The 21,494-nt window shown below is 33.9% G+C and carries 19 protein-coding genes and 1 pseudogene; 10 read left to right on the top strand and 10 right to left on the bottom strand.

Annotated elements, in window-relative coordinates:
- Positions 1-60: 60 nt before the first annotated feature.
- Together ACFFVB_RS09375 and ACFFVB_RS09370 are read left to right on the top strand one after the other, a co-directional pair.
- On the top strand, positions 61-3,369 hold the full coding sequence (locus ACFFVB_RS09375; RefSeq protein WP_382382463.1) for a glycosyltransferase family 117 protein: 3,309 nt from the start codon (positions 61-63) through the stop codon (positions 3,367-3,369).
- Between the two features lie 2 nt (positions 3,370-3,371).
- Complete coding sequence (locus tag ACFFVB_RS09370; protein WP_382382462.1) at positions 3,372-3,998, top strand: polysaccharide deacetylase family protein; 627 nt, start codon at positions 3,372-3,374, stop codon at positions 3,996-3,998.
- Here the strand turns inward: ACFFVB_RS09370 and ACFFVB_RS09365 are convergent.
- The 4 genes from ACFFVB_RS09365 to ACFFVB_RS09350 form a co-directional block, all read right to left on the bottom strand.
- The gene (locus ACFFVB_RS09365) at positions 3,995-4,291 is read right to left on the bottom strand and encodes a thioredoxin family protein (protein WP_382382461.1); all 297 of its coding nucleotides are present in this window, start codon (positions 4,289-4,291) and stop codon (positions 3,995-3,997) included. The two genes, ACFFVB_RS09370 and ACFFVB_RS09365, sit on opposite strands and share 4 nt — an antisense overlap.
- Positions 4,292-4,432: 141 nt before the next feature.
- The gene (locus ACFFVB_RS09360; protein ID WP_382382460.1) at positions 4,433-5,668 is read right to left on the bottom strand and encodes a metallophosphoesterase; all 1,236 of its coding nucleotides are present in this window, start codon (positions 5,666-5,668) and stop codon (positions 4,433-4,435) included.
- A 108-nt stretch (positions 5,669-5,776) separates the two neighbouring features.
- On the bottom strand, positions 5,777-7,171 hold the full coding sequence (locus tag ACFFVB_RS09355; protein WP_382382459.1) for an aldehyde dehydrogenase family protein: 1,395 nt from the start codon (positions 7,169-7,171) through the stop codon (positions 5,777-5,779).
- Entirely contained in the window at positions 7,164-7,793 is a 630-nt protein-coding gene (locus ACFFVB_RS09350) for a TetR/AcrR family transcriptional regulator (protein WP_382382458.1), read from the bottom strand. Before ACFFVB_RS09350 ends, ACFFVB_RS09355 begins: the two co-directional genes overlap by 8 nt.
- 198 nt (positions 7,794-7,991) lie before the next feature.
- Between ACFFVB_RS09350 and polA the strand changes: the two genes are divergently transcribed.
- The 6 genes from polA to ACFFVB_RS09320 all read left to right on the top strand — a co-directional run bounded on the left by polA (position 7,992) and on the right by ACFFVB_RS09320 (position 14,331).
- The gene (polA, locus tag ACFFVB_RS09345) at positions 7,992-10,832 is read left to right on the top strand and encodes a DNA polymerase I (RefSeq protein WP_382382457.1); all 2,841 of its coding nucleotides are present in this window, start codon (positions 7,992-7,994) and stop codon (positions 10,830-10,832) included.
- A 32-nt stretch (positions 10,833-10,864) separates the two neighbouring features.
- Positions 10,865-11,113 (top strand): hypothetical protein, encoded by a 249-nt coding sequence (locus ACFFVB_RS09340; protein WP_382382456.1) that lies wholly within the window; start codon positions 10,865-10,867, stop codon positions 11,111-11,113.
- 19 nt (positions 11,114-11,132) lie between these two features.
- Positions 11,133-11,528: a (deoxy)nucleoside triphosphate pyrophosphohydrolase gene (locus ACFFVB_RS09335; RefSeq protein WP_382382455.1), complete on the top strand. Its 396-nt coding sequence runs from the start codon at positions 11,133-11,135 to the stop codon at positions 11,526-11,528.
- Positions 11,529-11,656: 128 nt separating this feature from the next.
- Positions 11,657-12,628, top strand: coding sequence for a thymidylate synthase (locus tag ACFFVB_RS09330; RefSeq protein ID WP_382382454.1), 972 nt, complete (start codon positions 11,657-11,659; stop codon positions 12,626-12,628).
- Positions 12,629-13,423, top strand: a complete 795-nt coding sequence (locus tag ACFFVB_RS09325) for a hypothetical protein (protein ID WP_382382453.1) — start codon at positions 12,629-12,631, stop codon at positions 13,421-13,423.
- Entirely contained in the window at positions 13,420-14,331 is a 912-nt protein-coding gene (locus ACFFVB_RS09320; protein WP_382382452.1) for an alpha-glutamyl/putrescinyl thymine pyrophosphorylase clade 3 protein, read from the top strand. The genes ACFFVB_RS09325 and ACFFVB_RS09320 overlap by 4 nt, the downstream gene beginning before the upstream one ends.
- On the opposite strand, the gene ACFFVB_RS09315 is transcribed toward ACFFVB_RS09320, so the two are convergent.
- Together ACFFVB_RS09315 and ACFFVB_RS09310 are read right to left on the bottom strand one after the other, a co-directional pair.
- Entirely contained in the window at positions 14,332-15,417 is a 1,086-nt protein-coding gene (locus ACFFVB_RS09315) for an ImmA/IrrE family metallo-endopeptidase (protein ID WP_382382451.1), read from the bottom strand.
- Positions 15,417-15,746, bottom strand: coding sequence for a hypothetical protein (locus tag ACFFVB_RS09310; RefSeq protein WP_382382450.1), 330 nt, complete (start codon positions 15,744-15,746; stop codon positions 15,417-15,419). Before ACFFVB_RS09310 ends, ACFFVB_RS09315 begins: the two co-directional genes overlap by 1 nt.
- 209 nt (positions 15,747-15,955) lie before the next feature.
- Between ACFFVB_RS09310 and ACFFVB_RS09305 the strand changes: the two are divergent.
- Positions 15,956-16,210, top strand: a pseudogene (locus ACFFVB_RS09305) (DUF3427 domain-containing protein); the annotation flags it as partial.
- Between the two features lie 286 nt (positions 16,211-16,496).
- On the opposite strand, the gene ACFFVB_RS09300 reads toward ACFFVB_RS09305, so the two are convergent.
- Positions 16,497-17,294: a TspO-related membrane protein gene (locus tag ACFFVB_RS09300; RefSeq protein WP_382382449.1), complete on the bottom strand. Its 798-nt coding sequence runs from the start codon at positions 17,292-17,294 to the stop codon at positions 16,497-16,499.
- A gap of 140 nt (positions 17,295-17,434) precedes the next feature.
- Positions 17,435-17,995 carry a type 1 glutamine amidotransferase domain-containing protein gene (locus tag ACFFVB_RS09295; protein WP_382382448.1) on the bottom strand — a complete coding sequence of 187 codons (561 nt, stop codon included), beginning with the start codon at positions 17,993-17,995 and terminating at the stop codon, positions 17,435-17,437.
- Positions 17,996-18,310: 315 nt separating this feature from the next.
- On the opposite strand from ACFFVB_RS09295, the gene ACFFVB_RS09290 reads away from it, so the two are divergent.
- Complete coding sequence (locus ACFFVB_RS09290) at positions 18,311-19,225, top strand: NAD(P)-dependent oxidoreductase (RefSeq protein WP_382382447.1); 915 nt, start codon at positions 18,311-18,313, stop codon at positions 19,223-19,225.
- Here the strand turns inward: ACFFVB_RS09290 and ACFFVB_RS09285 are convergent.
- Entirely contained in the window at positions 19,212-20,012 is an 801-nt protein-coding gene (locus ACFFVB_RS09285) for an aspartate dehydrogenase domain-containing protein (protein WP_382382446.1), read from the bottom strand. The two genes, ACFFVB_RS09290 and ACFFVB_RS09285, sit on opposite strands and share 14 nt — an antisense overlap.
- Positions 20,013-20,166: 154 nt before the next feature.
- Positions 20,167-21,234, bottom strand: coding sequence for a methyltransferase (locus tag ACFFVB_RS09280; RefSeq protein WP_382382445.1), 1,068 nt, complete (start codon positions 21,232-21,234; stop codon positions 20,167-20,169).
- Between the last annotated feature and the right edge of the window lie 260 nt (positions 21,235-21,494).

Below are 21,494 nucleotides of genomic sequence, written 5' to 3'. Positions count from 1 at the left end.
AAACGCTTCACTGTTACATATTTATTATTAAATTCGCCTACCGAATAAATACTGAATTTCATGACACAATTCAACTTTAAAAAGTGGAATACCATCTTAGGCTGGGTTGCCTTTGCCATCGCTTTAGTTACTTACGGACTAACTGTAGAGCCAACCGTTAGCTATTGGGATGCTGGAGAATATATTTTAACTTCTGCCAAACTTCAAGTGGGACACCCTCCAGGAGCACCACTATTTCAAATGCTAGGTGCCTTTTTCTCTATGTTTGCTCTAGAACCTGAGCAAGTAGGTTATATGTTGAATTTAATGAGTGCCGTCGCTAGTGCCTTCACTATTTTATTCATGTTCTGGACCATTACTTTACTCTTAAAAAATATTATTTCTAAACATGAAACACTTTCAAAATCTAAAGCAATTGCAATTCTTGGTAGTGGTTTAGTTGGAAGTTTAGCCTTTACCTTTACCGATTCGTTTTGGTTTAATGCTGTAGAAACAGAAGTTTATGCCATGGCAACGTTAATGATGGCTGCTATGTTTTGGTTAGGTTTACGCTGGGAACAAGATATGAATACACCTAGAGGAAACCGTTGGTTGGTTTTAATTGCCTTCGTTATTGGTTTATCTTTTGGAGTGCACTTTATGGGATTATTAACTATTCCTGGTATCGCACTTGTATATTATTTTAAAAATTATAAAACGATTACAGTTAAAAACTTCATTATAGCAAATGTTGTAGCCGTAGCGATTTTATTATTCATATTTAAATTACTTCTACCTAACGCACTGAAATTCTTTAGTACTTCGGAAATATTTTTCATTAACTCTTTAGGGCTACCTTTTAATTCTGGAACTATAATTGCCGCTGTACTACTTATAGCAGCCTTTTATTTTGCTTTAAAATACACGCGCCAAAAAGGCTACATTCACCTAAACACTTTAGCGCTTTGTTTATTATTTATCTTTATTGGGTTCTCGTCTTGGATCATGCTTCCTATTCGTGCCAACGCCAATGTTGTTGTGAATGAGAACAATCCATCTGATGCTCGTGAACTTTTAGCATATTATAATTTAGAACAATATCCTGAAACGCACTTGTTTTACGGACCTCAATTTACCGATCAGTATGCTGGTTTAGATAAAAACAACCCATACATAGACGACAAGCCTAACTACGAAAAGGATGAAGCAAAAGGTGAATACGTTATTGTAAACGATTACGAACGTGCTAAACAGAATTACAATTCTAATCACGCATCTATACTTCCTAGAATGTGGAGTTCGGAACATGCCGAAAACTACATGATCTTTACGGGGTATTTAGATTTTAAAATAAAACCAGAATACCAAACGGAAAACCAACTGCGCACTTCTGTTGCAAACTTTAAAAATGATGTCGCTCTAGGTAACGTAGGTTATCAAGACTATAACAGTTTTCTAAAACAATTCGGACAATATTTAGATATTGAAAAACCAACGTTAGCGAGTAATATCGTCTATATGTTTCAGTACCAATTGGGATATATGTACTGGAGATATTTTATGTGGAATTATGTTGGAAAACAAGACGATATTCAGGGTAAATACGATGATCATGGAAATTGGTTAAGTGGTATTAATTTTATTGACGAATGGCATTTAGGCATGCCACAATCTAATTTACCTAGCGATGTAGAAAACAACAAAGCAAGAAACACCTATTATTTCTTACCGTTTATTTTAGGTTTATTAGGTCTATTCTTTTTATTCAATAAAGACAAACAAATGTTTTGGGTGCTTTTCGTATTCTTCCTATTTACCGGAGTTGCCATACAAGTGTATACCAATGTGAGGCCGTTTGAACCTCGAGAACGGGATTATTCCGTTGTAGGATCATTCTATGTCTTTGCCATTTGGATCGGTTTCGGTGTATATGCCATTTACGAAACTTTAAAGAAATATGTAAAATCACCTATGCTAGCACCTGCAATAACATTGGCTTGCCTTGTTCTTGTTCCAGGAATTATGGCCGCTAACAACTGGGACGACCATGACAGATCAGACAAATACACCGCCCGTTCTATGGCGAAAATGTATTTAGATTCTTGTGCAGAAAATGCTATTTTATTTACCATTGGAGATAACGACACCTTTGCGCTTTGGTATGCTCAAGAAATTGAAGGCTACCGTACAGATGTGCGTATTGTAAACACGAGTTTATTCCAAACAGACTGGTATATCGACCAAATGAAGCGTAAAGCGTACCAGAGCGATCCTATTCCTTCTCAATTAACTCACGAACAATACCGTTACGGAACACGTGATTATATTATGAAACGTATTGTTTCTGAAGACACCATGAACATTAAAGATTTTATAAATTTTGTGGGTAGCGATAACCCGAAAACAAAATTTAAATACATTTTAGAAATGCAAGGTGAGGATCCTAGTTATTACCCATCTCAACTTCAAAACTCTAATTATTTCCCAGTAGAAAATCTTACGGTTTCTGTAAACAAAAAAACAGTATTAGATAACGGTATAGTGGCTTTAAAAGATGCCGATAAAATTGTAGATGAAATTAATTTAAAAATCAGTAATAGTGCTTTATTGAAAAACCGATTGTTAATGTTAGATATAATAGCTAATAACGATTGGAAGCGTCCGATTTACTTTACTGGAGGTAGTTTTGGAGACGACGATTATTTATGGATGAAAGATTACCTGCAATTAGACGGCATGTGCTACAAATTGGTACCGATTAAAACACCAATTAATAGAAATAATCCGTTTGATATGGGACGTGTAGATGCAGACTTAATGTACAACAAAGTGAAATCTTGGGATTGGGGTAACAGCGGAAGCTCTGAAATTTACCACGACCCAGAAACCCGTAAAAATTCTATTTCTTACCGCGGAAACTTAGCGCGATTAATGGAGCAGTTAATTAACGATAAGAAATTAGACAAGGCTGAAGAAGTAGCAGATATTGCTATGGAAAACATGCCTGTTGAATACTTCGGCTATTACACGCTTTTAGAACCTTATGTAAGCGGTTACTATGAAGTTGGTGCAGACGAAAAAGCTAGAAAATTATTTAAAGAAGTCGCTACTAAATACCAAGAATACTTAGCGTATTACAGCACTTTAAAAATAGAAAAGCAATACGAAATCGCTGAAGAGATTGTAACCAATATTGAACGTTACAAATCGTTAGTGGATGTTTTACTAAGACATGACAGTGAGTTTGCTAAAACAGAAATGGAGACGTTTAACAACCATTTAAAGTTATTCGAACACTTTTACGGCGGAAGCACTCCAGAACCTGAAGCGATACAACCTACAGATTTAGATATCCGACCTAATGATAGTGCTATTGTACCAGTAGAATAAATATGGGATTAATACCTATTAAAACACCAAAAATTATAAAAGGCATATTCCCAAACTACGTTTGGGATATGCCTTTATTAGATAAAAAAACAATCTATTTAACATTCGACGATGGTCCGCATCCCGAAATCACACCTTGGGTTTTAAACACACTTAAACCCTATAATGCAAAAGCAACTTTTTTTTGTATTGGTGATAACGTTAGAAAATATCCTGAAGTACATATAGAAACTGAAGCCGAAGGTCATGCTATAGGAAACCACACTTATAATCATTTAAAAGGATGGAAAACAAACACAGACGACTATATAAAAAATGTTGAAAAAGCAGCAGATTTAATTCCTTCAAAATTATTCAGACCGCCTTATGGGAAAATTAAAAATAGCCAAGCCAAACTTTTAAAGCAACAAGGCTATCACATTATTATGTGGAGTATAATTTCGTTTGACTGGGAACACAGCCTTTCGGTAGAAGATTGCCTAAGTAATGTTATTAAGCACGCAGAAGACGGACATATTATAGTATTTCACGATAGTGTAAAAGCATCGCAAAACATGCAATATGCATTACCAAAAGTATTAGACTATTTTAGTAAAAAAGGTTACGATTTTAAATCACTTTCGGTTTAAAGATATTCTTGAACAATAGTGATAAGCGAATTTGCATCTTTCTCTCCACTATGCCTCCATTTCATTTCACCCGCTTTGTATACAATTAAAGTAGGTAAACCTTTTACACGCAGGGCCTCTGCCAATTCCTTATTTTTTTCTACATCAATTTTAATCACTTTGGCTTTATCACCAAGCGCAGCAGCCACATCTCGCAACACAGGGTGCATAGCTGTAGATTGCTCATTCCATTCCGTAAAGAAATTTAATAATACCGGAATATTAACATCTATTAAATCTCCAAATTTTGACATCTTTTAGTCTTTAAGAGCGTATTTTAAAATGTTCAAGAATTCCTGAAAACAATTAAAATTAACAAAAAACACAGTGTTTTCGCTCAAGTTATGTAATATAAAAATACACAATTCTATTTTAATAATAACAATTATGTAACATTACGCATTTTTAGGACTTTTTTTAAGCTCTATAACACTTATTTCTGGCCAAATACCTGCACGTCCTGGATAGCCTAAAAAGCCAAATCCACGGTTTACATTAATAAACTGTCCTTTTTCTTTATAAATACCTGCCCAATATTTATAACGCCATTTAATTGGACTCCATTTAATCCAACCCGGAATTTCAATTCCGAATTGCATCCCATGTGTATGTCCGCTTAATGTTAAGTGATACAAGTAATCATCGTCTATAACTTGATCCTCCCAATGGGATGGATCGTGACTCATAAGTATTTTAAAATCCTTAGCATCAATTTTAGAAGCCGCCTGCTTTAAATCTCCGGCTTTTTTAAAATGGCCTCTCCCCCAGTTCTCGACACCAACCAGTGCAATACGATCACCGCCTTTTTCAAGAAATCGATTATCATTTAAAATCAGATCAAATCCTATTTCTTTTTGAATCGCCTTTAATTCATCGAGGTTCTGCTCCTTTTCTGCTTCAGAATCCCACTCGACGTAATCTCCATAATCATGATTTCCTAAAACCGAAAACTTACCGTCTTTCGCTTTTAATCTCCCAAACGTTTCTTTCCAAGGATCCATTTCCGAAGATACATTATTTACCATATCGCCGGTAAACAATAACACATCGGACTGCTGTTCGTTAATTAAATCTATAGCATATTCAATCTTTTCGCGGTCATCGAAACTACCACTATGTATATCGCTTATTTGTGTGATTTTATAACCATCGAAAGCATCTGGTAAATCGTCGAAAGTAAGGGTGTATTTTAAAACCCGAAAATCGTATTTCCCCTTATACATACCGTATAATAAACCTGCAAAAGGAATAGCTGCCAAACCAATAGCTATTTTACTTATAAAGGCACGACGTGCTGGAAAATAACCTAATTCTGTTTTATCTTTTTTATAAAACCGATAAGCGCCTTGAGGTAGCCTAACCAGATCTTCGAAACCTAAAATGATTAACAAGATTAATTTAGGTGCTAATGCAACAAGTAAAAAACCTAAGGCGTAACTTTTAGAATGTGTAAGTACTTTTAAATGACTCGGATTAAGGAGTATTTCGTAAACAAAATTCCCTAAAACTAATGCGCTTAACATCCAATATAACCAATAAATAAATCGATGCTTTGTGATGGATTTAAACGCCTTAAAAGCGTACCAATCTAAAAAGATATAAAGTGCAAAAAAGATAACCCAACGCAACATAAGAATAATTTAATGGGTAAAATTAGCAAATACCCTTTCCAATTTGTCTTATTTAAGTGTTAAAGCTTACTCCGTGTTTAACTCATTTACTCTAAGAACGTATTCCAATTAAAACCATTTTAAAGTAATATCTACTAACTTTTGCTTGAAGTCTGTATATGGCGGAAACAAGAACTCGACACTCACTTTTATATGTTGTTTTAAAACGGAGCGCATATTAGAAAACTCTTGAAATCCAAAAATGCCGTGCGCCTTACCAATACCACTGTTATTACTTCCCCCAAAAGGCAAATAATGATTAATATATTGCAACACATTTGTATTAACAGCTGTACTTCCTGCTCGTGTACGATCTATAATATACTGAGTCTGCTTTTTGTTTTCGCTATAGATATAAAGCGCTAAAGGTTTCTCTTTCGCATTAATATACGCTAGAGCCTCATCTATAGTCTGATAGGTTTTTATAGGTAAAATAGGCCCAAAAATTTCTTCTTGAAGTAAACTTGAATGTTCTGGAAGTTTAGAAACCACCGTCGGTTCGATAAAATTATCATCACTTACACAGCGTCCTCCTAATTCTATAATCGCTCCTAGAGATTTAGCATCTTCTAAATGACTCTGAAGTCTTTCAAAATGCCGATTATTAACGATTCTAGCGTAGGCTTTAGACGTTTTTGGATCTTCGTACAACAGTTCAACAGCGTCCTTAAATGCCACTATAAACGCCTCCTTAATACTTTCATCTATTAAAATATAATCTGGCGCGATACAAGTTTGTCCGTTGTTTATAAACTTCCCCCATGCAATTCGTGTTGCCGCTTGTTGTAAATTTGCAGAAGCCTCTATTACTGTTGGCGACTTCCCTCCCAACTCTAAAGTCACCGAGGTTAAATGTTTCGAAGCAGCTTCCATAACGACTTTCCCAACATTTGGAGATCCCGTAAAAAAGATATGATTAAACGGTAACTTAAGTAATTCTGTAGAGACTTCGACTTCTCCCTGCACAAGCGTAATTTCGTTTTCAGGAAATAATTTCGTGATTATTTCACGCATTACTTCCGAAATATGGGGTGTCATTTCCGATGGTTTAATAATAACCGTATTTCCTGCTGCAATCGCAGATACTAGCGGACCAAAACTTAGATTTAAAGGAAAATTCCATGGCGATATAATTAGACAAACACCTTTAGGTTCGTTTATATACCAAGATGAAGTTCCTAAAAACGATATTGGTGTTTTTACTTTTTGTCGCTTCATCCACTTTTTTAATTGTGAACTCACGTATTTAATTTCTCCTAGAACAGGATAAATCTCGGTTAAATCGGTTTCTATAAAAGGCTTTTTAAAGTCGGCGTATAAGGCTTCGCGAATAGCTTGTTTATAATCCACTTCAATCGCTTGCTTCAAAGCATTAAGTTTTGCGATCCGTTCTTTGTAGGTTGTTTGTCCAACATTAAACTGATTGCTTTTCTGAGCGTCAAATACATTTTGAAAACTATTCATCTGCGACTACATTTTCGGTATTAAAATTCGAATAATTTTTCAATCCGCTCACAAATACATTGGCTAAAAAGTGAGACACTTCTTCTTTAGATGCTTCAAAATAATTATGATATAGACACACTAATAATTCTGAGGCCGAAGAAATAGCGATTAAACTAAACATTTCAAAATATTTATCGTCTGTAAAAGACACTTCTGGGAATCGTTTTAAATCTTCCTTCATGTTCTTAACAAGACTTAAAATACCTTCACTTCCGTAAGACACACTCCGAATCTGATTTTGATTATTTTTATGAAACATCACCATTTCATCCGAAGTAACCAAATCAAAATACGCTTTAAAAGACGCGTGCAAAAAACAATACGCAGACGTTACTCCTGCTTGGGCCTGCTTCACTTCAAAATTAATTTCACAATTTAAGCGATCTAAAATCTCACAAAACACGTCCTTTGGCGTATTAAAATAATTGTAAAATGTACCTCGGCCAATATTACTTAACTCTACAATATCACTAATAGACGTATTCTCTAACCCCTTTTCAGAAAACAAACTTAGCGACGCCATAATTATCCGTTCTCTTTTCTCAATCTTATTTAGTTCTCGTCTACTAGGCTTCAGCATGATCCATTCTCTATTTTGTCAGAAAATAAAAGTACATAAATAACACGTAAACATGTCATAAACTATCACAATTCCCTTTAAACAGTGACAGTTTTCAATACTTCATCGAAATATGGTTTCAAAAGTATGCCGTCTTGATTTTAATTCTAAATACCAACCCTTTTTTTGTAGTTTTGACATTCTCACAAAAATAGAATCATGTCAGAACAAAAACGTCTTTTTTTAGTCGATGCCTACGCCCTAATATTTCGTGGCTATTATGCTTTTATTAAAAACCCAAGAATTAATTCTAAAGGTCTAGATACATCGGCCATTTTAGGGTTTACAAATTCGTTATTAGACGTTATTAAACGTGAACGTCCAGACCATTTGGCCGTATGTTTTGACAAAGGAGGAAGTGCAGATCGTGTAGAAATGTTTGAAGCCTATAAAGCGAATCGCGATGCCACGCCAGAAGCTATAAAAATCGCTGTGCCTTACATTTACGAGATTTTAAAAGCCATGCATATTCCTATTATGGTTAAGGAAGGTTTTGAAGCCGATGATGTTATTGGAACCCTAGCTAAAAAGGCAGAATTGGAAGGTTATAAAACTTTTATGGTCACGCCAGATAAGGATTTCGCACAGTTGGTTTCTGAAAATATTTTTATGTACCGCCCTGTTTTTGGTGGCGGTTACGAAACTTGGGGAATTCCTGAAGTTTTGAAAAAATTCGAAATTGAACGCCCAGAACAAGTCATAGATTTTCTTGGAATGATGGGAGATTCTGCCGATAATATTCCTGGACTTCCTGGTGTTGGAGAAAAAACAGCAAAGAAATTTTTGGCACAATACGGAACCATGGAAAACCTTTTAGCAAATACACACGAGCTAAAAGGAAAGATGAAAGAGAAGATTGAAGCCGCTAAAGAACTTGGATTATTATCTAAGAAATTAGCGACCATTATGTTGGATGTTCCTGTAGATTTTGATGCTGAAGATTTTGAAATGTCTCATCCAGATATCGATGCTGTAAAAGGCATTTTCCAAGATTTAGAATTTAGACGACTTGTAGATAGTTTTGAAAAAATATTTACGGTTCAAACTGAAGCCTCAACAGAAAACAAAACGACAAACGCAGGACCAACAGCTACCGAATCAGCAAATGCAGGAGCCGGACAATTCTCGTTATTTGGCGGAGATCCTGCACCAAGTTCAAATACAGCAGTAGAAGACCCTAACCAAAGAAAGACTGCCGAAAGCACGTCGCATTTTTACCAAAGTGTTGCCTCTGGTATGGCCACCAAGTTATTCCTTAAAAATGTAATGAAGCAAACTAGCGTGTGTTTTGACACTGAAACAACAGGCTTAAATCCGCTTACTGCAGAATTAGTTGGTATTGCATTTTCTTGGGAAACCGGTAAAGGATTTTACATACCATTTCCAGAAGATAAAACCGAAGCTCAAGATTTAATCGAGATACTTCGTCCGTTTTTCGAGTCGGAAGACATTCAGAAAATTGGTCAGAATTTAAAATACGATATTAAAGTCCTTCGCAAATATAACATTACGGTTAAAGGCAAGTTATTCGATACCATGTTAGCGCATTATTTAATCAATCCAGATATGCGTCACAATATGGAAATTTTGGCCGAAACCTATTTAAATTACTCGCCAATTTCTATTGTAGATCTTATTGGTAAGAAAGGAAAAAATCAGTTATCAATGCGACAAGTTCCTATTGATAAACAAACCGAATATGCCGTTGAAGATGCCGATATTACCCTGCAACTCAAAGAACATTTTGAAAACGAATTAGGACAGGCCAATACCCAAAAATTATTTGATGATATTGAAGTGCCGTTACTTCGTGTGCTTGCAGACATGGAATTGGAAGGTATTAATCTAGATATTCCATTTTTAAATGATTTAGCCATTGCATTGAATGACGATATCGCTTCACTTCAGGAGAAAATATATACTGAAGCTGGTGAAGAATTTAATATTGCTTCGCCTAAACAATTGGGAGAAATTTTATTCAACAAACTCAAGTTAGTCGATAAGCCTAAAAAGACCAAGTCTGGGCAATTTGCAACCTCAGAAGATATTTTATCGTACTTGGCCAAAGACCATGAAATTATTCAGCATATTTTAGACTACCGCGGACTTGCAAAATTAAAAAGCACCTATGTCGATGCCTTGCCATTACAAGTCGAGCCAACAACAGGTCGCGTGCATACCGATTATATGCAAACCGTTGCTGCAACGGGGCGTTTAAGTAGTAACAACCCGAATTTACAAAATATTCCTATCCGTACCGAACGTGGTCGCCAAGTTAGAAAAGCCTTTATTCCAAGAAATGAAGAGTACACTTTACTAGCTGCCGATTACTCGCAGATTGAACTTCGTATTATCGCGGCTTTAAGTCAGGAAGAAACCATGATTGAAGCCTTTAAAAACGGTGAAGACATTCATGCTTCGACTGCGGCCAAAGTCTTTAACGTGCCTTTAGAAGAAGTGACTAGAGAACAACGTAGCAATGCGAAAACTGTGAACTTCGGAATTGTGTACGGTGTGTCTGCTTTTGGATTAAGCAATCAAACCGATTTATCGCGAAGTGAATCTAAAGACCTTATCGATACCTATTACAAAACCTACCCTAAACTTAGAACATATATGAGTGAGTTGGTAGATTTTGCTCGCGACAATGGCTATGTACAAACCGTTTTAGGGCGTCGTCGTTATTTAAAGGACATCAATTCTAGAAATGGCGTAGTTCGTGGTGCTGCCGAACGAAATGCTGTTAATGCCCCAATACAAGGAAGTGCTGCCGATATTATAAAACTGGCCATGATTAATATTCATGAGAAATTAGTCGCTGGCGAGTTTAAAACAAAAATGCTACTACAAGTACACGATGAATTGGTGTTCGATGTTTACAAACCTGAACTAGAAACCATAAAAACACTAGTAAAAACCGAAATGGAAAATGCCTTTATAATGGATGTTCCGTTGGATGTAGAAATGGATACTGGCGATAACTGGTTGGAGGCGCATTAAGGAATAAGTAAACTAGAAAATGATTACGAAAGATGAATACTTATAGAGCCATAAAAGTAGAATACCTAAGAGCATCAAGAACCATAGAAACAGTATTAGTTACGAATGGGAATTTAAATGAAGTCTTTTTTATTTATAACTACGAAGGAGTCTCGTTTAGAGTGTTCAAATCTCATTTAGATTTAATAAATTTTTTCTTAAATAAATCAGATAGTAATTTTCATTTCGATACCGAGGATGCACTTGATCTCTTTTTAACTGAAGAGAAATTAGCTGCATAGAAAAGTTAACAATAAATTAATGAAAACCATTCTTGTAACTTGTGCTATCATAAAATTTGACACTAAAATTCTAGCTGTTCAAAGAAGCGGAACCATGAAGCTTCCTTTAAAATGGGAATTTGCAGGAGGGAAAATTGAAGCAGGAGAATCTGAAGTCGATTGTATTAAAAGAGAGATTTTTGAAGAATTAAATATTCAAATTGATATCAAAGAAAGACTGACTCCTGTTACGCATCAATATCCAGATTTTAAAATTAAATTAATTCCTTTTGTTTCGGAATACCTTTCGGGTGAATTAAAATTAAGAGAACATTCTAACTTCTTGCTTGCTAATGTGGAGGAATTGCTTAATTTAGATTGGGCTGAAGCTGATTTGTTTGTTTTAAAATATTTTTTATCTAATTATGAGTTGTAATATTAATAAGAAATTCAATAAACTTTGTTAATTCTATATTTTTTATAAAGAAAAATTTTATTGATAAATAAAATTTTTATTAATCATGACTTTTAGCCTAAAGATTCATATTTTGATAAAATTCCTTAATGCATATAAAAGAAAAAACCTTAGATGATCTTTTAAATAGAGTTTTTACAGAACTTCTAAAACAACCGTTTGATATAGTCCCGACAAAAGGAGCTAGTTCTGAAATATTTGGTTGTTTAATAGAATTACAAAATCCAAGGGCCAGATTAAGTATTACTGAAACAAAAGGAAAAGCATTTAGTTCTTTAGGGGAATTACTATGGTATTTAAGCAAAACTAATGCATTAAAATATATTAAATATTACATACCCCAATATGTAAAATCTTCTGACGATAATGAAACAATTTATGGAGGTTATGGTCCAAGACTCTTTAAAAAAGACGGACACATAAATCAAGTTGAGAATGTCATTGCCATTTTAAGAAAAAAGCCAAGTTCCAGAAGAGCAGTAATTCAACTTTTTGATGCGAAAGATTTAATTGATCAGCACAAAGATATTCCCTGTACCACAACTTTACAATTTACAATCAGAAAGGACAAATTAATTATGATGACTTCTATGAGATCTAATGATGCTTTTCTTGGTCTATCGCATGATATTTTTTGTTTCACTATGTTACAAGAAATAATAGCTACAACATTAGGTATCGAAATAGGTTCTTATTATCATACTGTTGGAAGTTTACATTTATATAAAAAAAACAAAAAAAATGCTGAAAAGTATCTAAGTGAAGGCACGCAATCAACCCATTATCAGATGCCAAAAATGCCTTTAATCAATCCCTGGAACTCGTTAGAAAAAATTATTTCAATAGAGAAATTAATAAGCGAAGAGAAATTCGACCAAATAAATACTAACGAGCTAGAACCATACTGGCAAGATCTAGTATCCTTGTTAAAAATTCACACCTTACTAAAAAGAAACAAATACACCCAAATAGAAGAAATAAAAAAAGAAATCAATAATTCTATATATAATAGTTTTATTGATCAAAGAGTTAAAACAAAGCAAAAAATTAGAAGACTTTAGATGAAACTAAAAATTCTTAAATTAATAAATAACACATTAACAGATGCAGATATTAAATATGCAGATGTTATACCCTGGAGTACACCAATTTACTCTTTTGGTAGTATTTCTAATTCGAAAATTGCAACTCTTGGCATAAACCCTAGCAATAGAGAATTCGAAGATTTAAATGGTATTGAATTAAACGAAAACAATAGACGATTCCATACTCTAAAATCATTAAACATCAATAATTGGACAGAGATCGACAATACTAAAACAAATTCCATTAAGACACTTTGTGATGAATATTTCAGCAGAAACCCTTACGATCAGTGGTTTAAAAAGTTAGATTATTTAATTTCCGGTTCATCATACTCCTATTACTTCCCATCAACTGAAGCATGCCATTTAGACCTAATACCTTATGCGACATCAAAGAAATGGTCAGATCTAAGTCCAAATCAAAAACATTTTTTACTAGATAAATCCTCTTTATTATTTGGTCACCTTTTAAGAAACTCAAATATTAATTATTTAGTATTAAATGGAAGCACTGTTATTAAAACCTTTGAACAAATTAGCGATATTTCATATACAAAAGAACTACAAACAAATTGGGTTTTAAATAGAAAAAACGGTAAAAACGTAAATGGGTATTCTTTTGAAGGTGATGTAAATAAAATTGGTGGAGTTAAATTAAAACAAGCAATTAAAGTCTTTGGTTTTAATCATAATATTCAAAGTAGTTTTGGTGTAACAAGTATTGTTCAAAAATCTATTAGAGATTGGCTTTCAAATAAAATTAAAGTATGAGAATAAAAGACAAAGTACTATATAACAACTTAGAGACAAAATTGACTGAATTTACAAAGATTCATAGCATGCCTGGAATAAATGATCCTTCAGATAAAGATTGCTTAATTCGTCAAATTATTGATAGTGATAGGAGAATCAAAATTGCCCAAATTTTTAAATCCAAAAGTTATAGCTCTATCGTTTGCGACCCAAGTAAAACTTCTTTTAATCCATTAACAGCTGCATGTTACCATTTTCAAAATAGAGATATCGATGAAGCACTTTGGTTAATCTTTTTAGCTACACATTATGGTAAGCACAAAGAACATGGATGGAATTTAGTAAGGTTCACCTATAATGGGTTAGGCTCTTCAATAGTTTGGGATTGGCAAACTATATCCAATGACCCTTCTTTATTTAGAACATGGTTGAGAAGAAATCATCAAAATTTAAAACAGAAAGGAACATTCAGTAATCACAGAAAATATGTAAGTATACAAGATAAAGGCACAGGAGCTACATTTGAAAGTTATGTTAATTGGATAGGACCAAGTAAAAGTCATGAATGGTTCATTCAAAATTTAATTGCAACTGCAGGTTCTGATCCAAAAACTTTATTCAACAAACTTTACAAGTCTATGAGTGTAGTAAAATATTTTGGAAGACTTGCGAAATTTGACTATTTAACAATGATTGGTAAGCTTGGAATAGTTAATATAGAACCTGACTCAACTTATTTAAATGAATCCACAGGACCATATGAGGGTGCTAAAAAACTTTTTAATGACAAATCTAAAAAAAGTTTAAATATTAAGATTAACGCCTTAGAAGCTCATTTAGGTTTAAATTTTGGAATGCAAATAATAGAAGATTCTATATGTAATTGGCAGAAAAGTCCAAGTAAATATATTCATTTCAGAGGGTAATTATAATAAATTTAGACTACCTAAAGTTTCATTTATATCAGACCAATTATATCTTCTTTTGTAACCATTTAAATATTCAAATTTAATTATTTTTAGGTGTTGTAATTGACCAACCACAATACCAGGAGAAACACCAGCTTTAACGGAAAAACCAACTATTTTCTTTTTATTTCCTCTGATGCTCATCATTTCTTCTTTCAAATAATAAGGAATTAAAACCTCTTGAGCGAAAGCATTTGCCTCATTTTCCTTTTCATCAATATCGCTTTTGTTAGTTTCTAAAATTGGATTTTCTGGATTATGCAAAATTAAATGACCCGCTTCATGGAAAAAGGTAAACCAGAATTGATCATCTGACAAGTACCTAAAACTCATTTGTATTAAGGCTCTATTATCAATGAATTTAACAACACCACTAACAGGGCAATTCTTTGGAGTAGGAACAATTGTTAATACAACTCCACAACCTGCACATGTTGAAATAAGTTTGGGTAAAAACTTTTTTGGATTTTTTTCTCTAGTTAAAGTCTTAATCTCATCTAAAGAATCTAGAAATTTTTGTCTGTTCCATTCATTTAATGGATAATTATCTGAAAGTATTTCACCTCGTCTTATCCAACTAAAAATTGCCGCCAAATCCGATTTATAAGTATCGGTTTTTCTAAAAGAAAGAGAATTGACATTTGGATATTTTTTATAATATGAATGCACATCACTAATTCCAAAATAATTCAAACATTCCTTTTCTAAATTTTCAACTCCTTTGATCCAACCAAACTTAATCATATCCTTAATTGGAAGTGAACTTATCCAATTAGATAACAACTTTGGCTGATTAATTTTTAATAAATCTCTATATTGTACTTCTCGATTAATCCAAAATAAGGGTGATGCACCTAACTCTGTAGATAATTTAGATGCCAATTCCTTATTTATTTTAATTGATCCTTCAATTAGTTTTAATACTAAATCCGTGGATTCATCTATTTTCTCAGCAAAAGTTGCAACGCCAATATTTCTACTATTTAAGATATCATTTATTGTGTTACCTGGAGATGAAGTCCAATTTGGCTCAAAATTTATCATTATATCTTTTTGTTAATTGCAATAATTTTTATCCTTTTAATCTCTGACTTGTCTATTAAATTTTCCTGATTAAAATCCTTCAAATCAGTATGGTTAGGCACTAATTCTAAAAAATATTTATTATCAAGATCTAATTGAAAAGATAATGTATCGCCAAACCTTATTTCCTTTAAATTTCCAACTAGAATATCTAAAATACTTTCAGCTGCAAATAAATCTAAAAGTCTATTTTGTAATTGAGTAGTCGCTTCTTGACCATATATAAGAATACATTTATCCTCATCTTCGCATAAATCCCTTAAAACTATATCTTTAAATGCAACAATCAAAAATTAATTCTTTTAAATATTCTATGGAGATTCAAGTCAAAAATTTGATGCTAATTTATGAACAAAATTTGAAAGTAAAGAAATAAGAACAATTTTAGTTTAAAATTTGATACTATAAAACTTAAACTATACTTACTCATGTATTTATAAAAATAATAACGTCCAAAAAACTTTTATCTAGCAACAACTTATGATGATTTCATTGGCAAACGCAAAATTCGGCTAGACCAGATTCGGGCAAAGGCTTATCTTATGTAAAACATAAAGAAACTGAAAAAAGAGTACTACTTTTTATCCGAGAAAAAGCAAAAAACGAGTTTGGAAATAGTTTAGGTTACGTTTTTATTGGTGAAGGCGAATTGAAAGATTTTTATGGTTCGAAACCAATGAGTATTAATTGGGACCTTAAAGAACCTATGCCTCATTATTTATGGAAAGATGCAGCAAAACTTTCTGTTGGCTAGATTAAGTGTTTCAACTTCCCAAACAATTTCCTAACCTACTATTCAACAACAAATATATACCCTTCAAATCACCATATTCTTTTACTCCATATTAAAAACAGTATAATTATTTTAATACAAATCATACGCCATACCAAAGCCATAGATACCTTATGGTTATAGCGTGGTTATTGTATAGACATGCCTTAACTAAATTAGAAGTTATTCATGCTAGAATAGGATTGAGTAAGCTAGCATATAAATACAGTATATCGGCATCTAAAAAGCACAAATAAAAAGTCTCCTATCACTCCTCAAAATATGCCTTAAGTTTTACAGCCGGATTTGTTGCTCGGTTTATATAGCCGTGATACAGACTACTCATCACTAAAAGGATAGCAGATCCCATTGCGGTATACCCCACGGCCATATTTTCGTCACTATTCGCCACATAAATAGCAACCAAAGCCCAAGCGCCCACCAAAGCAAATTCTCTCATGTTTCGTTTCCAGGTTACTACTAGATTTATTGCTGTAGCTATACCTATAAGTAGAAGCGTCCAAAATGTTGGCGACAGACCAAAACCATCCCAATTGTATTTTACTAAAACCGCCGAAACGTTAGCAATACTTGCCACGGTAATCCAACCACTATAAAACACAAAGGGCCACCAGAGAAAAGCGATCACTGAAATTGGACCATCAAATAATTGCATCCTGTTTTTTAGCACAATCTGAATCAACGAAAAGAGTAGTAAAAAAATAAATACAGAAGACAATAAAGTATACTCGTAAATCCATGCTAGAATCCATAGGCAATTGGCAACGCAAGACAGCACAAACCACCAGCCTGTTTTTAATACAAAATCGTCGTCTCTTACCTTAACAAAAAGACTTCGCCCTTGATATATTACAAACCCTAAAACCAACACATAAATTAATCCCCAAATGGAAAACGCATAACCTGCAGGTGTAAACAAAGTATGGTATTGTTTAGAAACTTCTCCAATTGTTGTATTATTTAATATGCCGGTATTCGAAACATAATTCAAGATAACCATGCATATAAAACTAATTCCATTTACTATTTGTAGTTGCTTTTTCATACCATTCTTTTTATGAAGTCATTATGCATTAAAACCTATTGTAATTTAATGTTTTTATGCGAGTGTTTTAAATCTCACACATTAAAAAGGGTTAGATTTTAATACATCTAACCCTTTTTGTAAAATCAGTTTTCTTAAGTCTATGCGGTTTGCATATCGTGCTTACCTTCCTTAATTTCTTCTATAACCTTCGCATTAAATGCTGGTAAATCTTCTGGCGAACGGCTAGTCACTAAACCGTGATCTACCACAACTTCCTGATCTACCCATTCTGCACCCGCGTTAATTATATCGGTTTTTATAGAATGGAAAGACGTTACTTTGCGTCCTTTTAAAACATCGGCTTCTGCCAATAACCAAGGCGCATGACAAATAGCTGCTACTGGTTTATGGTTTTCAAAAAACGACTTCACAAAACTTATCGCTTTCGTTTCTCGTCTTAATAAATCTGGATTGATGACTCCTCCGGGAAGCACCAAAGCGTTATAATCTGACTGAGACACTTCGTCTAAAGTTTTATCTACTTTATAGGTATCTCCCCAATCTCCATCTGCCCATGCTTTAATTTCTCCAGATTCTAAGGATACAATGTGTACCTCGGCTCCTGCTTCTAACAAAGCATTTTTAGGCGATTTTAATTCACTTTCTTCAAATCCGTTGGTTGCTAAAATAGCAACAGTCTTATTTTTTAAATCTTTCATTTTAATAATTTTTAATGTGCATTAAACGTTACGAAATGAATTATCTATTGGGAGTTCTAAAATAACTCGACCCTATAATCCTTTCGTCTTTGTATAGTACAAAGTTCAGAAACAGATTGCATTACTATTGATTCAAATACATGAAAAGTGAACGCAAATAAAAAGTTATAAGCTTATAGTTTGGAGCACTTTCTAGTATACCAGTCAATAAAAAATTCGAAGCAACACGTGATTGCTCTTAAGATCTTATCTTTGCATATTAGAACTAAAAACAAATCAGATTAAAGGTGCGCCATGCCCATAAATAGAAATATTATGTTTAAAAAAATGATAGGGATCGATCCCTTACAACTCATTCCTTCTGCGGACAAAGCTTTAGAATCTTTTACAGAAACACTAATACTACATACAGACACACCTACCAGTGCAGATGCTATTGTAGATCGTATTGGTGATGCCGATGCCGTTTTATTAAGTCACAGAGTAACACTAACCAAAGACATCTTAGAACGTTGCCCTAATATAAAATACATAGGCATGTGTTGTTCTTTGTATGCGCCAGAAAGCGCGAATGTGGATATTAATTATGCGAATTCCCAAGGCATTATAGTTAAAGGTGTTCGCGATTATGGAGATGAAGGTGTTGTAGAATATATAGTTAGTGAGCTAGTAAGATGTTTACACGGTATTGGAAAAACTCCTGATGGTAAGCCTAGAAACCCTTGGAGTGGTATTCCACGAGAAATTACCGGATTAAAAGTTGGTATTGTAGGATTAGGAAAATCTGGAGGTATGGTTGCCGATGCGCTTCGCTTTTTTGGTGCAGATATTACGTACTTTGCCCGTAGTGAAAAGCAAGACGCTAAAGATAAAGGCTATGAATTTTTACCGCTAGATGAATTACTAGAAGTCAATGAAGTTGTTATTGCTTGTTTAAATAAAAACACTGTTTTACTACATGAGAATGAGTTCTCTAAACTAGGGAATCATAAAATGCTATTCAACACAGGATTGTCGCCTGCTTGGGATGCAGAACCATTTAAAAAATGGCTAGACACAGGCGACAATGTTGTGTATTGTGACACTCTTGGTGCTTTAGGAGATAAAGACCTTTTAAGTAAACCAAACGTTAATTGCCTTGAAGTTTCTACTGGTAGAACCCAACAAGCCTTTGTAAGATTAAGCGAAAAAGTTTTAGCTAACATTACCGCCTACTTTAAAAAGCAATAGGAGATGTAATATTTCTTAATGTATTAACAATACTCCAGCCTGCAATTTGTGCTGTTTGACTATACACGTCTATAACAGCATGAATTTGCTGGCTTTTTATTTCAATACGGTGATCGTCCCCAACATAATCTGGAACAGACGTAATAGACACGTTTACATTTTCAGGTCCCGTAGATGCCAATGCAGCTGCTACCGAAACATTTACTTGTCGCGGAAATAGTTTAATAGCTTCGACAGCATTCCCTTCAAAAACTTTACGTGTTTCACTTTCTATAGCTTCGTCGTAAACAGCGGTGTGTCTTAATGGTCTTGGCCCTTTTGTTGTATCGAAAGTCACAGTACTTTCTTCCATTAAAGAGACTGTTCTTAACACATCGAAACCACCAATGGCTCCAGATGCAATGTGTACTCGTGTACCATGTTCTGAAGCTGTTTTTTTAACCAATTCATAAAATTCAGGATCGGCCAATCCTCCGATGGAAAGTGTGATTACTGAAGATCCGTTTTTCAATGCCGGAATAATCAATTCCTTTAAAGAGTCTGGAGAAGCTATTTCAGCAATATAATCCGGTTTTAAATCTAATAACGCTTCCAAAGAATGACATGGTGTGCAGGCACCTCCATGTTCTGATTGCTGAATAAAGTTTGCGAAACTTTCAGCTTTTTCGAAAGTTCTTGAATAGGTTCCAATAATTTTATAGTCAGATAACAAGCCCTTATCTAAGGCCTGTAATACGATACTTGCAAGCCTACCACAACCTACAATTGCTAATGTTTTTGTTTCCATAACAACAAAAATATAGCTTTTTAAAATCAAAAACCAACGGTTACGAGATATCATTTTTTTCAAAAACAAAAACCTCAATTATCTTGCTTTAAACTTCATTTTTAATGTTGAATATAGAAGAACATGTCTCATCAACCATGTCCAAAAAGCATAATTAAGCATGAACGAGAATCCACAACTCGACTTCTTCGGCCGCACGCCAATTCTGATCGCGTTTGGTCTGATTTGAAGCCGCTTTTACGGGGCGTTTTAAACACTGTTCTAATTTAAAACGTCCGCCTTCTGCTAATTCCTTTTCTATAGGATGCGCCTCTGTAACCTGTGTTATTTGTGCCAAATTAGAAAATATAAGAACAAGCTTTCCGTCGGGCAATAAGCGTTTTTTTGCCGCTTCGAAAAAATCAGGAAACAATGTTTCGGGATAAGAAATAGCTTCATCAATTTTATCCAGATCATGAGCTGCTGGCAACCACGGCGGATTAAAAACAATAAGTTCGGTCTGCTTCTCCCATTTACCAAAAAGCGGCGCAAAATCCAGTTCTATTTTCCGAGACATTTTTGTATCTCCCATAGATTCTGTAAGTCCGACAATGGCATTCGGATTGGTATCGGTACCAAACACTTTCTGAAAACCAAACTTAACCATTTGCAAAGCCAACACTCCACTTCCTATACCGACATCTATAGCCGATTTTTTTGGTCCGCTGTAACGTTTCAACCAATTATCGAAAAGAATTAAATGATCGAAACGTGTAGGAAAATAAACGCCATAATACGGATGAATTTTACTTCTTAACACCGGAAGGTCCATTCCGTTTTGGTACCATTGCCAAGCACTGTTTAAACCTTGTACTTTGGTAAAGGGCAATAAAAAACTACTATGTTCCGGATACAGTTTAAGTAACCAGCCAATAGAAGGTGCTTTCTTAACATTCAATTTATGATCTACAATTTCTATATAAATCAGCTTGGATAACTTTTGATAGGCTATACGATACGCACGCTGTTCTTTAAACGTCTGATTAGGAAATTGCTTTTTTAAATACTGATGAAGCGCTTTAAGCAAGTCCAAACCGTTATTATAAAATTCAGAAATCAATACAGGTTTACCAGCTTCTAGTGCTTTTATGGTAAGCGACACATTTGTGGTACGATTAAAGAATATTAAGGGCTCTTCTGAAAAAAAGGGCATGGGTTTGTTTACACGTATATCTGTAATCATCGTTTGACTTAAATAAAAACGGATTGCAGAGTAATGAGGAAAGCAAAGCGTAAGATTAAAATTACTATAACATAGTTACTTACTAGCAATCAGGCATTAAATGGCCACTAGAGTTTAGATTAATCAATACAAAGACTTTAAGTGAAAGTCAATATACTTCGCTGAAGTTGTGCGAAAGAAAACAATTAATATCAACAGATAAATAATACAATTGCAAAGATACTTTATTAAACCCTATAACATCGCATTTACTATATTAT

It is taken from the genome of Formosa undariae, from assembly GCF_042427615.1.
GTDB lineage: Bacteria > Bacteroidota > Bacteroidia > Flavobacteriales > Flavobacteriaceae > Formosa > Formosa undariae.
The sequence above is the reverse complement of the archived record's forward strand: the minus strand, read 5'-3'. Positions and strand labels throughout refer to the sequence as shown.